At 31.8% G+C, this 16,046-nt stretch carries 12 protein-coding genes; 11 read left to right on the top strand and 1 reads right to left on the bottom strand.

Annotation, left to right across the window (positions count from 1 at the left end; translation table 11 throughout):
- Nucleotides 1-14: 14 nt before the first annotated feature.
- A complete protein-coding gene (locus F553_RS0100400) occupies nucleotides 15-956 on the bottom strand; it encodes a sugar kinase (RefSeq protein ID WP_008538927.1) in 942 nt (313 codons plus the stop codon).
- Between the two features lie 304 nt (nucleotides 957-1,260).
- Between F553_RS0100400 and F553_RS0100405 the strand changes: the two genes are divergently transcribed.
- The 11 genes from F553_RS0100405 to hydG all read left to right on the top strand — a co-directional run bounded on the left by F553_RS0100405 (nucleotide 1,261) and on the right by hydG (nucleotide 16,032).
- Nucleotides 1,261-2,211, top strand: a complete 951-nt coding sequence (locus tag F553_RS0100405) for a C-terminal binding protein (RefSeq protein ID WP_018998549.1) — start codon at nucleotides 1,261-1,263, stop codon at nucleotides 2,209-2,211.
- An 89-nt stretch (nucleotides 2,212-2,300) separates the two neighbouring features.
- A complete protein-coding gene (locus tag F553_RS0100410; protein ID WP_018998550.1) occupies nucleotides 2,301-3,563 on the top strand; it encodes a nickel-dependent putative hexonate epimerase in 1,263 nt (420 codons plus the stop codon).
- A gap of 111 nt (nucleotides 3,564-3,674) precedes the next feature.
- Nucleotides 3,675-5,513, top strand: a complete 1,839-nt coding sequence (locus tag F553_RS0100415; protein ID WP_018998551.1) for a sigma 54-interacting transcriptional regulator — start codon at nucleotides 3,675-3,677, stop codon at nucleotides 5,511-5,513.
- 187 nt (nucleotides 5,514-5,700) lie between these two features.
- Nucleotides 5,701-6,720 (top strand): zinc-binding alcohol dehydrogenase family protein, encoded by a 1,020-nt coding sequence (locus tag F553_RS0100420; RefSeq protein ID WP_018998552.1) that lies wholly within the window; start codon nucleotides 5,701-5,703, stop codon nucleotides 6,718-6,720.
- Between the two features lie 13 nt (nucleotides 6,721-6,733).
- A complete protein-coding gene (locus F553_RS0100425; protein ID WP_018998553.1) occupies nucleotides 6,734-8,233 on the top strand; it encodes a tagaturonate reductase in 1,500 nt (499 codons plus the stop codon).
- 3 nt (nucleotides 8,234-8,236) lie between these two features.
- Nucleotides 8,237-9,724 carry a UxaA family hydrolase gene (locus F553_RS0100430; RefSeq protein WP_018998554.1) on the top strand — a complete coding sequence of 496 codons (1,488 nt, stop codon included), beginning with the start codon at nucleotides 8,237-8,239 and terminating at the stop codon, nucleotides 9,722-9,724.
- A gap of 246 nt (nucleotides 9,725-9,970) precedes the next feature.
- Nucleotides 9,971-10,471: an NADH-quinone oxidoreductase subunit NuoE family protein gene (locus F553_RS0100435; RefSeq protein WP_008538935.1), complete on the top strand. Its 501-nt coding sequence runs from the start codon at nucleotides 9,971-9,973 to the stop codon at nucleotides 10,469-10,471.
- 17 nt (nucleotides 10,472-10,488) lie between these two features.
- Entirely contained in the window at nucleotides 10,489-11,730 is a 1,242-nt protein-coding gene (locus F553_RS0100440; RefSeq protein WP_008538938.1) for a complex I 51 kDa subunit family protein, read from the top strand.
- 16 nt (nucleotides 11,731-11,746) lie between these two features.
- Entirely contained in the window at nucleotides 11,747-13,489 is a 1,743-nt protein-coding gene (locus tag F553_RS0100445; protein ID WP_018998555.1) for an NADH-dependent [FeFe] hydrogenase, group A6, read from the top strand.
- Between the two features lie 19 nt (nucleotides 13,490-13,508).
- On the top strand, nucleotides 13,509-14,582 hold the full coding sequence (hydE, locus tag F553_RS0100450) for a [FeFe] hydrogenase H-cluster radical SAM maturase HydE (protein WP_018998556.1): 1,074 nt from the start codon (nucleotides 13,509-13,511) through the stop codon (nucleotides 14,580-14,582).
- A 31-nt stretch (nucleotides 14,583-14,613) separates the two neighbouring features.
- The gene (gene hydG, locus F553_RS0100455) at nucleotides 14,614-16,032 is read left to right on the top strand and encodes a [FeFe] hydrogenase H-cluster radical SAM maturase HydG (protein WP_018998557.1); all 1,419 of its coding nucleotides are present in this window, start codon (nucleotides 14,614-14,616) and stop codon (nucleotides 16,030-16,032) included.
- Nucleotides 16,033-16,046: the final 14 nt, after the last annotated feature.

The raw sequence follows: 16,046 nt of genomic DNA on the forward strand, positions 1-16,046 counted from the left end.
AAACTCCTTTAAAATTATTTATTCATAAAATCTTTTAACTCTTGTCTAGTTGGTAAACCTTCATTATCGCCACGACTCATAACCTGAATTGCCCCAATTGCTGTACCTCGTTTAACTGCCTCCGATAAAGTTAATCCTTCCATTAAACCAGTAACTACGCCTGTTGCAAATCCATCACCAGCACCCACAGTATCAACAACTTTTTCCACTTTATAACCTTCTACCATATAACCTTCTCCATCTTTAGTAGATACGTATGCCCCTTTACTTCCACATTTAGTTACACAAATAGAAGCTCCATTTTGTAAATAAAAATCATTAATCTCTTTTTCATCATCTGTGCCAATTAATATTTTTCCTTCTGCCTGCCCTGGTAAAACTAAATCTGCATATGATGCTAATTCATTAATAGTTTGTATCATTTCTTCTTGAGATTTCCATAATTGAGGACGTAAATTAGGATCAAAACTTATAAATAAACCTTGTTTTTTAGCCTTTTTAATTAAAGAAAATGTAGCTTTCTTAGTATCTTCTGATAAAGCTGGTAAAATACCAGTCAAATGAATATAACCATAATTTGATAAATCTATTTTTTCTACATCATCTTCATTTAATGTTGATGCAGCAGAATTTTTTCTAAAATAAAAAATTTCTGGATCTCCTACACTAGTTCTACCTTTCAACATAAAACCAGTAGCTCGTTCTTTAGAAAAAGATATAAATTCATCACCAATTTTATTATCTTTTAATACTGTAGTAATACGTTTTCCAAAAGGGTCATCACCCAATTTAGTCATATATGTAACTTTATGTTCTAATCTTGCTGTACCTATTGCTACATTAAATTCTGCACCTGCTACTGCTAAATCATAACTACTAACATTATTTAAACTGCCTTCAGTTTGGGCAATCAATAATCCCATAGGCTCACCAACTAAAATTAATCCACTTTGCATTAGTTTATCCTCCCACCTCTAAAATCATCTAATGATTTTCTATAATTCATCATATCAATTTTGATAATATCATATCATATTATATTTTTATATGCAATATTTTTTTCATTCTTTTTTTATATTTCAGATTTTTATTAATCATTTTTCTATTTTTCTCCAAAAAACAATATCTATTTACTGTTTTATACATTTTAAAATATAAAATCAGTATATTTATAATTGTATTTTTCTAAATTTCTTGACTTTTCTATTTTAATATTTTATTATATTTTTATAATACATATGATGAATTGGAGTGATTATGATGAAGGTTATTATTACTGATTGCGATCATGATAATATTGATATGGAAACCAAAATTCTAAATACTGCTCAAATCGATTTTGAGCTAAAACAATGCCATTCTGAAGAAGATGTTATTTCTCAATGCCAAGATGCTGATGCTCTTATTGTTCAATATGCACATATTACAAAAAAAGTTATGGACGCTTTACCAAAATTAAAAATGGTCGTTCGTTATGGTGTAGGTGTTGACACTATTGATATAGAAGAAGCGACTAAACATAATATTCAAATTTGTAATGTACCCGATTATGGAATGAATGAAGTTGCTGACCATGCTATTGCTTTAATGATGGCTATGACCAGAAAAATCGTGCTTATGAACAATTTCACTAAAAGCACAAAATGGGACTATGCTCATTCTATTCCAATACATCGTGCTTCCACACAAACAGTTGGTGTTATTGGTTTAGGTCGTATTGGCAGAAATTTTGCTATTAAAGCTCATGCTCTAGAATACAATATTATCGGTTATGACCCATATTATAAAGAAAATGAAAATACTAAATTTATAAAAATAAAATCTTTAGAAGATGTTATCAAAGAATCTGATATCATATCCCTTCATATTCCAGCAGATGGAAATAAAAACCTATTTAATGATGAAACATTTAAAATGATGAAAAATAATGCTATTATCATTAATGTAGCTCGTGGTGGAATTATTAACGAAGATGACCTTTATGATGCACTTGTAAATAAAGAAATAGCTGGAGCTGCCATTGACTGTGCAGCAACAGAACCTATGATGCCAAATAATAAATTATTTACTTTAAATAATTATTTAGCTACACCACATATGGCATGGTATTCTGAAGAAGCTGCCTTAGAATTAAAACGTAAAGTTGCCGAAGAATGTGTTAGCTTTTTAAAAGAACATACTGTTCGTTATCCAATAAATCATTTGAAATAAAAATCTTATTCTTAATGTAACTAAATAAATAGACTATCGATTAACTTATTAATCGATAGTCTATTTACTAATAAGGAGGTATAATTTCCATGAATGAAATTTATTTATCATCTACTAAAAATTTATCTAATTATGATATTGAAACAGCTATAGATAAATTATTACAGCAGTATGATAATTTAAGAAAAATTCTAATTATTCCGCCAGATTTTACACGTTGTTTTTCTAAAGCCGGTGATATTACCCAAATAATTTATAAAAAATTATCTATTAATGTAAAAATTGATATTATGCCCGCATTAGGTACTCATGCAATGATTAATGACGAAGAACGTATTAAAATGTATGGTGATATTCCTAAAGCTAATTTTTTACATCATAAATGGCAATCAGATACTATAAAGATAGGTGAAGTTCCTAAAGACTTTGTAGCCAAAATATCTAATAATCTATTTAACGATACTATTGATGTTGAAGTTAATAAATATTTTTGGGAAGACGATTATGATTTAATTTTATCTATAGGACAAGTTGTTCCACATGAAGTTGTTGGTATGGCTAATTATAGTAAAAATATTTTTGTAGGTATTGGCGGTCGCCAAATGATAAATAAAAGCCATATGCTCGGTGCTATATGTGGTATTGAAAAAGCTCTTGGCAATGACTACGCACCAGCACGTCAAGTCTTTGATTATGCTCAAGAACATTATTTAAAAAATAAACCTCTAGTATATATTCTAACAGTTACTACCACAAATAAAGATGATACTATTAATTTAAATGGTTTATACATTGGCACCAGCCGCCAAGCTTATGAACAAGCTGTTCAATTATCACAAAAACTTAATATCACCTATTTAAATAAACCTGCAAAAAAAGTTGTTGCTTATCTAAATCCTATGGAATTAAAAACCACATGGGTAGGTAATAAAGGTATTTATCGTTCTCGTATGGCTATTGCTGATGGTGGAGAATTATTATTGTTAGCTCCTGGTATTCACAGTTTTGGAGAAAATGCTGAAGTTGATGAAGTCATTCGTAAATATGGCTATATTGGTAGAACAAAAATTTTAAAACTATATAATGAAAATAAATTTCCTAATCAATTAATGGTTCCCGCACACTTAATTCACGGTTCTTCTGATGATAGATTTTCTATTACTTATGCTGTTAATCCAAAGTTAATAAGTAAAACAGAAATCGAAAGCGTAGGCTTTAATTATATGAATATTGATGATGCTATAAAAAGATATAATCCTGATAAATTATCCGATGGATGGCAAATAATGCCTGATGGTGAAGAAATTTATTTTATTAAAAATCCTGCTACTGGACTTTGGCGTTTACCTTAAATATAAATAAAACAAAGGAGAAATAAGATTAAAATCTTAATTCTCCTTTGTTTTATTTTGTTAAATTAGCTAAAATAATAATTATATTTATTTTATTAAAGGAGCTTTTATATGAATTCTATTCTTTTTATTGCCCCTCATGAAGAAATTGCTTCTATTGCAAAAAAAGCCTTGATAGAAATGAATTTATCTATACCATTAATTGTAGCTAAAAATAAAATTGCCGTAAATATAGCCAAACAATCAGAATCTACATCTATTATCATCAGCCGTGGTGGTACTGTTCGTGATTTAAAAAAATACACAAATAAAATTATAGTTGATATTGGTATTTCTCTTACTAATATTTTAAAATCTATAGAAAAACTCCACCTAGCCGGTTGTAAAAATATCGCTATTATTTCTAATAACAATATAATTGAACCAGAAAGCTCTATTATTAACATTCACCAAACAAGTGTAAAAATTTGTCCCTATTCAAACGATGAAGATGTTTCCAAAATTATTGAAAATCTATTACCTAAAAATATTGATGGAATTATTGGTGATATTAAGCCTGTTGAACTTGCCAAAAAATATAATATTAAAAACAGTATATATATTGAATCTGATATCATCTCTATAAGGAAAGCCATTAATGAGGCATTAATCCTTGCCAACAAACAACAGAAAAAACAGCTTCGCTTGCAAACATTGCAAAGCATTATAGACAATATAAACGAGGGTATTATTGTCTATAATCTAAATAAACAACCTATATTTTACAATAAACTAGGTAAAGAGATACTTAATAATAATACGGTTCTTGCCGGAAAAAAAGGAACTGCTCAACTTAATAATTATCTAACTATGTATAAAGGCAAAATTTTAGATATCAATAATGAAAAATTACTTTTAGATGTTATTTCTTTAGATATTAATAATGAATTAAATAATCAAATCTTGATTTTCCAAAAAGTAAATTTAATTGAAAAGACTGCTCGTAAAATTCAAGTAGCACTCTATCAAAAAGGTCTTTATGCTAAAAAAACCTTTAACGATATTTTATATAAATCTCCCAAAATGGAAAAACTTCTAACTACAGCTAAACAATTTGCCCAATCTAACTCTAATATCCTAATATATGGTGAAACAGGCACAGGCAAAGAAGGTCTGGCACAAAGTATTCACAATGCCAGTCAACGCCACGACAAACCATTTGTTTCTGTAAACTGCGCTTCACTCCCACCAACACTTATTGAATCAGAACTATTTGGATATGTTGAAGGAGCATTCACAGGCGCTAGAAAATCTGGTAAAAAAGGTCTATTTGAAATGGCTCATACAGGTACTATTTTTCTTGATGAAATCGGAGATTTACCACTAGATATTCAAAGTAGATTACTTCGTGTACTGCAAGAGCGTGAAATCATGCGTATTGGCGATGATAAAATACTCCCTATAGATATTCGTCTAATTTGTGCCACTAATAAAAATCTTAAACAACTCATTCATGAAGGCAAATTCCGCCAAGATTTGTATTATCGTATCAATGTACTGCGCATTACCCTACCACCATTACGTGAACGTACAGAAGATATATCTTTATTATTGGATTATTATTTAAATAAATATGGTCAAATATCAACTAAAAATCTCGCTACAGAAATAAATCGTTATTTACTTAATTATCCTTGGAATGGCAATATTCGTGAATTAAAAAATGTAGCAGAAGTTCTTGCTTTTATTTACAAAAACGATATTTCTTTAGATGATGTTAAACATATATTAGATGATGTTAATGATATTTCATCATCTAACACTTCTATGTTAACTTTACCTATAAATAATAATTTAAAAAATATGGAAAAAACTATTATTCAGCAATTAATTGATAAAAATTATTCTAATGATGAAATTTGCCATTTATTAGGTATAAGCAAAGTTACCTTATGGCGAAAAACTAAATAATTTCAAATATGAAATAGTTGTATTTCTTTTATGAAATATGGCTATTTCTTTTTTTTACTATAAATCGTTTTTTGCTATAAAAATCTTTAAAAATTAAGTAATTCAAACTAAATCAGTTAAAAATTTAAAATTGGCATACTATTTGCATTATATAATATTAGAAAAATTTTTAAATGGAGTGATTTAGGTGAAAACCATTATTATTAATAAACCTGGTGAAGTTGAAATTATTGAACAAGCTATGCCTGTACGTAAACAAGGAGAAGCTTTACTTAAAATATTATATGGTGGAATTTGTGGTAGTGATTTAGGTACATATCGTGGAACATTTGCTTATGCTTCCTATCCACGTATTCCTGGACATGAATTTTCCGCAGAAATCATCGAAATTGGTGATAATGACCGCAACTTAAAACCTGGTATGATTGTAACTTGTAATCCATATTTTAACTGTGGTCACTGTTATTCTTGTCAACGTGGTCTTGTTAACTGTTGCACTAGTAATGAAACCATGGGCGCACAACGTGATGGTGCTTTTTCTGAATATATAACAATGCCTATTGAACGTATCTATGATGGTAAAGGATTATCAGCAAAAACATTAGCACTTATTGAACCATTTTGTATTAGCTATCATGGTATCAGCCGAGCAAATATTCAGCCTAATGATAAAGTTTTAGTAATCGGTGCTGGTACAATTGGTGTTCTTGCTGCTGTAGCTGCTAAGGCTAAAGGAGCTAAAGTTTATATTTCTGATGTAGCAGAAAATAAAATGAATTATGCCATTGAAACTTTCGGTCTTGATGGTGGTATTTTAAATGATAGCCCAGAAAACTTTATTAAACGTGTTGAAGAAATCACTAATGGCAATTATTTTGATGTAACCATTGAAGCAGTAGGTCTACCATCTACCTTCCAAGCTTGTATTGATGCTGCGGCATTTGGTGCTCGTATGGTACAAATAGGTGTAGGTAAACGCACTCATGAATTTGACTTCACTTTGCTTCAGAAAAAAGAATTAAATGTTTATGGTTCTCGCAATGCTTTGAAAAAAGATTTCTTAGAATTAATCGATTTAGTAAAATCTGGAAAAGTTGATTTAGAAAAAATCGTTACTAATACTTATAACTTAGACGAGGCTGATAAAGCTTTCCAAGATTTCTCTAAAAATGCTGCTTCAATGCTAAAAGTTGTTATCAAATTTTAAGTTGGTGTAAATAATGAATAAATTAAATGCTGATAATTTTCCTGAATTAATCTGTAAACGACCTGAAAAAATCATTCAATTTGGCGAAGGTAATTTTATTCGTGCCTTCATGGATTGGATTATTCAACAATTAAATAATCAAAATAAATTCAATGGTAGTGTAGTTGCTATTCAACCAACACCTCATGGCAAAGTGGTCGGTAAATTAAATACTCAAAACGGATTATTTACTACTATTTTACGTGGTATTCAAGACGGTCAAACTGTAAATACTAAAGAAATCATCTCCTCTATCAGTCGTGGTATCAATCCTTACACTAATTGGCAAGATGTTTTAAAATGTGCTGAAAACCCTGAAATCGAAATTGTATTTTCCAATACTACTGAAGCGGGACTTACCTATAACAATCAAGATACAGCCACAATGGAACCTCCACTTTCTTTCCCTGCTAAATTAACCTTATTTCTCTATCATCGCTATCAATATTTTCATGGTGATGCAACAAAAGGAATGTATATTATTCCTTGTGAATTATTAGAAAATAATGGTCAATTACTCAAAAGTATAATCTTAAAATACTGTAAACAATGGCAATTACCTTCCGACTTCATCACTTGGCTTAATGCCCACAATAAATTTTACAATACTTTAGTAGATAGAGTAGTTAGTGGTTATCCTAAAGATGAAATTGAAACCCTTACCCAAGAATTAGGTTATAATGATATACTTATCGCTTGTGGTGAACCATTCCATTTCTTAGCTATTGAAGGAGATACTAGTTTAAATGAAAAATTACCACTATTAAATAGTGGATTAAATGTCGTTATTGAAAACGATATCTCCCAATACCGCCAGCGCAAAGTTCGCCTTTTAAACGGTGGGCATACAGCTAACGTTCCAGCTAGTTTTCTCGCTGGATTAAATACTGTAGCTGAAATGATGAATGACCAAATCACTGGTAAATTTGCCCAACAAACCATAAATAATCATATTTTGCCGTCAATTTCTATGGATAAAGAAATGCTCATTGATTTTGCTAATGCTGTAATTGAACGTTTCCAAAATCCATTTATCAAGCATCAATTAGCAAGTATTTTACTTAATTGTACATCAAAATTTAAAGCTAGAGTTTTACCTTCTATTTTAGAGTATCATGATAAATTCCATACATTCTCACAAAATTTAAGTTTTAGTTTCGCCGCTTATATAACTTTATATAATACTTCTAAAATTAATGGAAATCATTTCTATATTGAACATAATGGTACAACTTGTGAGTTAACTGATGATGAGTATGCTATTCAAAAATTAACTTCCGCATGGAAATATTATGCTAAAACTCAAGAATCTGCCACTGTAGTTGTTAATGAAATTTTAGGTGATACTAATTTATGGGGCATAAATTTAACTACTTACCCTGAACTTATTAATGATGTTAGTAAATATCTTTATGCCATTGATACACAAAATATCAAACAAATCATGCAATCATTATTATTAAATGAGGAATAATCTATGGACATCTTACAAATCAATAAATTAGATAATGTCGCTGTTGCTCTAACTGATTTAACCAAAGGTAAAATAATACAAATAGATGAGCATGATATCATTTTAAAAGAAAATATCCCTGCTGGTCATAAAATTGCCTTAAAAAATATCAACAAAGATGAACAAATTATCAAGTATAGCTTCTCTATTGGTCATGCTACAGACGATATTGTAGCTGGTTCTCATGTGCATACACATAACTTAAAAACTAACTTAGGAAAAATCTTAAATTATAGCTACAAGCCGACAAAAATATCAAATTTACCTAAAATTGAAAACTGCACCTTCAAAGGTTATCAACGAGAAAATGGTGATGTTGGCATTCGTAATAATTTATGGATTGTACCTACAGTAAATTGCGTTACCAGTACCGTTCGTTACCTTGAAAAAATCGGTAAAGAATTAATAAAAAATTATCCTAATATTGATGACTGTATTGGCATTACTCACCCTTATGGTTGTTCACAAATCGGCAAAGATTATCAAATGACTCAAAAAATTTTAGCTGATATTGTTAATCATCCTAATGCTGGTGCAGTATTAGTCATCAGTCTTGGCTGTGAAAACAATAATCTAACTGAATTTAAAAAAATTCTTGGTAATTACAATTCTGACCGTGTTAAATTTTTAGTAACTCAAGAAGTTGAAGATGAAGATATCATCGGGAAGCAACTACTAACAGAATTAGCTACATTTGCCAATAAATACACTAGAACTACTTGTCCTATTAGTAAACTACGCATTGGTCTAAAATGTGGTGGTTCTGATGGCTTTTCTGGCATTACAGCTAATCCTTTAATTGGTGAATTGTCAGACTTAGCTATTGGTAGTGGTGCTACTACTGTGCTTACTGAAGTTCCTGAAATGTTTGGTGCTGAAACTTTATTAATGAATAGAGCTATTAATGAAGATATTTTTCACAAAACGGTGGATTTAATCAATAATTTTAAACAATATTTTAAACGTTATGACCAACCTATATCTGATAATCCATCTCCAGGTAATAAAACTGGTGGAATTACTACTTTAGAAGATAAATCTTTAGGGTGTGTCCAAAAAGGTGGTCATGCTCCTATTGTTGATGTATTAGATTATGGCGATACTATCAATAAAGTAGGTCTTCAATTATTAAATGCTCCTGGCAATGATTCAGTATCTACAACAGCTTTAGCAGCTTCTGGCTGTCAAATAATCTTATTCTCTACAGGACGTGGTACACCATGGGGTACAATTGTTCCTACTATTAAGATAGCAACCAATAGTAAATTAGCACAGCATAAATCCAAATGGATTGACTTTAATGCAGGCAAATTAATTGAAAAATCCTCTATGGAAAAACTTCGTAATGAACTATTTGATTATATATTAACTGTTATTTCAGGTAAATTAACAAAATCTGAACAAATGCATTTTAATGAAATAGCTATAATGAAAGATGGTATTACTGAATAATAGTAATATATTATTATTTAAAATAAATTTATCTGAATAAAAAATCAACTAATAAAATGTGAAAAATAAGAGCATTATATTAATCAATGCTCTTATTTTTTACACTCTTAATTTAATTGTAAAGTTTACACTTTTTTGTATTCACTCTAAATCTAAATTATGTTAATATATTACTAACATAAATTTTATTTAGTCAGTTAAGTAAAATTATTATCTGTATATATTATATAAAGGTAGGTTGATGACATGATTGAGGATAGCACAAAATTTGAGCTAACAGATGAACTCAAAGAAAAAATTGATAATATCTTACAAGCTCACGATTATGATTACACTCAAATTGTTGGTATTCTAGTAGAAGTTCAAGAACAAATTCCCCAACATTATATTCCTAAAATTGTAGCTTACTATATTGTAGAAAAACTTCCTAACGTAAAACTTTCTGTCATTTATGACTGTATAACTTTCTACGATACTTTATCTGATAAACCTCGTGGACGTTACCCAATTGAAGTATGCGATAGCATCGCTTGCAAAGTAAATAATAATGAATTCTTAATTGATACATTGCGTCGTCTTTTAAATATTGATTTTGATACTGTAACTTATGATGGTAAATTCACTTTAGAAAAAGTATCTTGCTTTGGTGCTTGTGATGTTGCTCCAGCAGTGAAAATAAACGGCACAGTATACGGTCATTTAGACAGCGAAGAAAAAATTAGAGATTTACTACAAAAATTCATCTAAGAAACGGAGGTATTTTCATGAGTAGTGTAAAATACATAACTGAAAATTTTGGTAAATATGATGTATTTTCCATTGAATCATATATGAATATCGGTGGTTTTTCTGCTTTGAAAAAAGCAATTACTATGGATAAAGAAGATATTGCTAGTTTATTAACTGAAGCAAAAATCAAAGGTCGCGGTGGTGCAGCATATCCTATGGGACGTAAATGGTCTCAAGCTCGTGCTGTAGAACGTCCTCATCATTGTGTAATTTGTAACGCTGATGAAGGGGAAACTTGTACTTTTAAAGATCGTGAATTAATAAAAAATGACCCTTTCAATCTAATTGAAGCCATCATCATTGCTGGTTGGGCAGTAAATGCTGAAGATGGTTATATTTATATGCGTTCAGAATATAGTAGATTCCGCCCTCGCCTTTTAAATGCTATCAAGCAAGCTGAAGAAAATGGTTTCTTAGGTGAAAATATTTTAGGCACTGGTTGGAATTACAAAATCCATCTCTATTCTGGTGCTGGCGCATACGTTTGTGGTGAAGGTACTGCTCTTATCCGCTCTATGGAAGGTAAAGCTGGTCGCCCTCGCATGAAACCGCCATTTATGAAACAAAGTGGTCTATTCGCTCGCCCTACTTGCATGAATAACGTAGAAAGTTTATCTATCGTACCTCACTTACTTCGCGATAGTGCTAAAACTTACATGAAATACGGTGTAGGTGAATCCTTAGGTACAAAACTTGTAAGCGTTGGCGGTAACGTAAAAAAACCTGGTGTATATGAAATTCCATTCGGTACTACAATCCGTGAAATCATCTACGATTTAGCTGGTGGTATTCAAGGTGATCGCAAAATTCGCCTCATTCAATTCGGTGGTGCTTCTGGAAAAATAGCTGATGATAGTATTTTAGATGTTCCTTATACTTATGAAGATTTCAAAGAACATGATTTAGTCATCGGCTCTGGTTCTATTCTTGTAATCGATGAACGTACTTCTGTAATAGATTTCTTACGTTATACTCAAGATTTCTTCTTACATGAAAGTTGTGGTCAATGCACTCCATGTCGAGAAGGTAACCGCCATATCAAAATGTTCTTAGATAAAATCAAAGCTCAAACTCATACACAAGAAGACCTAGAAACTATGCAAACTTTTGCCAAAGTTATGCCTATGTCTTCACTTTGTGGTTTAGGAGAAACAGCACAAAATGCTTTAAAATCCGCTATGAAAATTTTTCCTGATACCTTTAAAATAAAAAACTAGGAGGCATTGGAAGTTAATGGAAGAGTTAATCAATCTTAAAATAAATAATATGCCTATAAGTGTAAAAAAAGGCACTAAAATTTTACAAGCAGCTCAAATGCTTCATATAGATATTCCTCATTTATGCTATCACCCTGACCAACGCATCAAAGCACGTTGTCGTATATGTTCTGTAGAAGTTGTCGGTCAACGCCGTTTACTTGCAGCTTGCTCTACTGAATGTTGGGAAGGTATGGAAGTATTCACTGATACAAAAGTTGTACGCGATACTCAACGTGGTATTTTGCAATTAATCATGGCTGACCATGAAGAAAATTGCTTGACTTGCCCTCGTAATGGTAACTGCGTACTTCAAAAACTTTGCAGTCGTTTCAATGTTCTTCGTCCAAACATTCCTCATGTTGGTCAACATATCGAAAAACGTGGTGCTAATCCAAGCTTAGTACATGACCCTGAAAAATGCGTTAAATGCGGTCGTTGTATCCGTGCTTGTAAAGAAATTCAAGGTATTGAAGTTTTAGGTTTTGCTGGACGCAGTACAAATATTCATGTAACAACTCCATTTGATGCTGAATTTGATAATACAAAATGTGTGCTTTGCGGACAATGTAGTCTTGCTTGCCCTGTAGGTGCATTAGTAGAAAAAGATGATACTGACCGTGTTCTTGATGCCATCTTCGACCCTAATAAAACTGTTATCGTTCAAACAGCTCCAAGTGTGCGTATAGCTTTAGGCGATGAATTCGGTATGCCAAAAGGCTCTATCGTAACTAAAAAAATGGTTACTGCACTTCGCATGATTGGTTTTGATAAAGTATTTGATACAAACTACGGTGCTGACCTCACTATCACTGAAGAAGCTAATGAATTAATCGAACGCATAAAATCTGGCAAAAAAATGCCAATGGCTACTTCTTGCTGTCCTGGTTGGGTAAATTATATGGAAAAACATTATCCTGACCTTTTAGACCATTTATCTACTACAAAATCTCCTATGCAGATTTTCTCCGCTATCACTAAAACACATTATGCAAAACAAGAAAATCTCGACCCTAAAAATATTTTCACTGTAGCAATCATGCCATGTATCGCTAAAAAATATGAAATCACTCGTCCTGAAATGGCTCATGATGGTCGTCCTGATACTGACGCAGTATTGACAACTCGTGAATTAATCAAACTCATTAAATATATCGGTATTGATTTTGAAAATCTCCCTGAAAGTGAATTTGATAATCCTATGGGTACTGCTACAGGTGCTGCTGCTATCTTCGGTGCTACTGGTGGCGTTATGGAAGCTGCACTTCGTACTACTTACGAATGGCTCACAGGAGAAGAAATGAAAAATGTTGAATACACTCCTGTTCGCGGTTTTGATGGTATCAAAGAAGCTCAAATCAATATTGGCGATAAAACTATCAACATCGCTGTAGCTCATACTTTAAATAATGCCAAAATCCTCATGGATAAATTGCGTGCTGGCGAATGTAAATATGATTTCATCGAAGTAATGGCTTGCCCAGGTGGTTGCTTAGGTGGCGGTGGTCAACCTATCGGAACAACTATGGAAGTAAATAAAAAACGTATGGAATCCATCTATCAGATAGATAAAAATACTAAATATCGTAAATCTCATGAAAATCCATATTTAAAACAACTCTATAAAGATTTTCTTGAAAAACCAGGTAGTGAAATTGCTCATAAATTATTGCATACTCATTACCAAGCACGTAAAAAACAATTTGATTTTGAAAAATAATTTATTGAAATAATTCATTATGGAAACTAAATTAAATTCATTAAACATTATTGATGATTTAATCATCAATCCCCAATTTAATAAATCAAAAATAAAAAAACTTCTTGATGAATTATCTCAAGAAGCCTATGCAGGGCCGCTTAGCAAATATCTATTTGCAGCGGCTCGCTTTGTTCGTGAAAAATCATACGGACATAATGTCTTTTTGCGCGGTCTTATTGAATTTACCAATTACTGCAAAAATGATTGCTATTATTGCGGTATTCGCTGTTCTAATCATAAAGCTACTCGCTATCGCCTATCTTTAGAAGAAATATTATTATCTTGTGAAATAGGCTATAAAAATAATCTTCGCACCTTTGTCCTACAAGGCGGTGAAGATATGTATTTCACTGACGATAAAATGACACATATCATTAAAGAGATAAAAAATAAATATCCTGATTGTGCTATCACTTTATCCATCGGTGAAAAAACAAGAGCAAGCTATCAAAAATATTTTGATGCTGGAGCAGATAGATATTTACTTCGTCATGAAACAGCTAATATTTCACATTATCAAAAACTTCACCCAGCAAAAATGGATTTAAACAATCGCTTAAACTGCCTAAAAATTTTAAAAGATATTGGCTATCAAGTGGGAGCTGGTATGATGATTGGCTCACCATATCAAACTTTAGCTGATTTATTGAATGACTTAGAATTTTTAAGTGATTTTCAACCTCATATGATAGGCACTGGCCCTTTTATTCCGCATGAACAAACACCGTTTAAAGATAAAACGGCAGGTAGCGTTGATTTGACTTTAGTCATCTTGGCTATAATTCGTTTATTACTGCCTAAAGTTTTATTGCCAGCAACAACTGCACTTGCCACATTAGCTCCGAATGGAACTATAAAAGGTCTTGAAGCTGGCGCTAATGTCATCATGCCTAATATTTCACCTTTAAATATTCGTTCACTTTATACTTTATATAATAATAAAAAAATAACAGGTGGCGAATCTTTAGAAGGTATCATAAAATTAACAAATGCCTTGCAAGAACATGGCTATCATGTAACCTCTAATAGAGGCGATAGCTTAATGTCTTAATATATATTTCTAAAGAAAGAAGTTGATAGATTTGTACAATCCAAAATCCTCTAAAGCAGAAGAATTTATCAATCATGAAGAAATTTTATCTACTCTTGCTTATGCTGATGAACATAAACATGATAAAGCTTTAATCACTGAAATTTTAGCTAAAGCAAAACTTGAAAAAGGTCTTTCTCACCGTGAAGCTTCTGTGCTTTTAGCTTGTGATATTCCTGAACTCAATGAAGAAATTTTCGCTCTAGCAAAAAAAATTAAAGATGATTTTTATGGTGATAGAATTGTTCTATTCGCGCCACTTTATCTTTCTAATTACTGTGTTAACGGCTGTGTATATTGCCCTTATCATGCTAAAAATAAACATATTGCTAGAAAAAAATTAACTCAAGAAGATATCAAACGCGAAGTCATCGCCCTTCAAGATATGGGACACAAACGCCTTGCTTTAGAAACAGGCGAAGACCCAGTAAATAATCCTATCGAATATGTACTTGAAAGCATCAAAACTATTTATAGCATAAAACATAAAAATGGCGCTATTCGCCGTGTCAATGTCAATATCGCTGCCACAACTGTTGAAAATTATCGCAAATTAAAAGAAGCAGGTATCGGCACTTATATTTTATTCCAAGAAACTTACCATAAAGAAAGCTATGAACAACTTCACCCAACAGGACCAAAACATAATTATGCTTATCATACAGAAGCTATGGATAGAGCTATGGAAGGTGGCATTGATGATGTTGGTTGTGGTGTATTATTCGGCTTAGAAAAATATCGCTATGAATTTGCAGGTCTACTCATGCACGCAGAACATCTTGAAGCACGCTTTGGCGTAGGGCCTCATACTATCAGCGTTCCTCGTATCCGTCGTGCTGATGATATCGACCCATCCACTTTTGATAATGGTATTGATGATGATACTTTTGCCAAAATCGTAGCTTGTATCCGCATTGCTGTTCCTTATACTGGCATGATTGTTTCCACTCGTGAAAGCCAAGCTTGTCGTGAAAAAGTATTGCAACTTGGTATTTCTCAAATCAGTGGTGGCTCTCGCACAAGCGTTGGTGGCTATGCCGAAAAAGAAGCTCCCGAAGAAAATTCCAGTCAATTTGATGTCAGCGATAATCGCTCTTTAGATGAAGTTGTAAATTGGCTTATGAAATTAGGTTTTGTACCTAGCTTCTGTACAGCTTGCTATCGCGAAGGTAGAACAGGCGATAGATTTATGAGCTTATGTAAGAGTGGTCAAATCTCCAATTGCTGTTTACCTAACGCTTTAATGACACTTAAAGAATATCTTTGTGATTATGCTAGTGATGATACAAAACAAGTAGGCGATAAATTAATTCACGAACAATTAGATCAAATTAAAAGCGATAAAGTTCGCGATATCGTAACTAAACAACTTCATTTAATCGCTGAAGGTCAACGTGATTTCAGATTTTAATAAAAAATAAGGTG

This window comes from Megamonas rupellensis DSM 19944, from assembly GCF_000378365.1.
Lineage (GTDB): Bacteria > Bacillota > Negativicutes > Selenomonadales > Selenomonadaceae > Megamonas > Megamonas funiformis.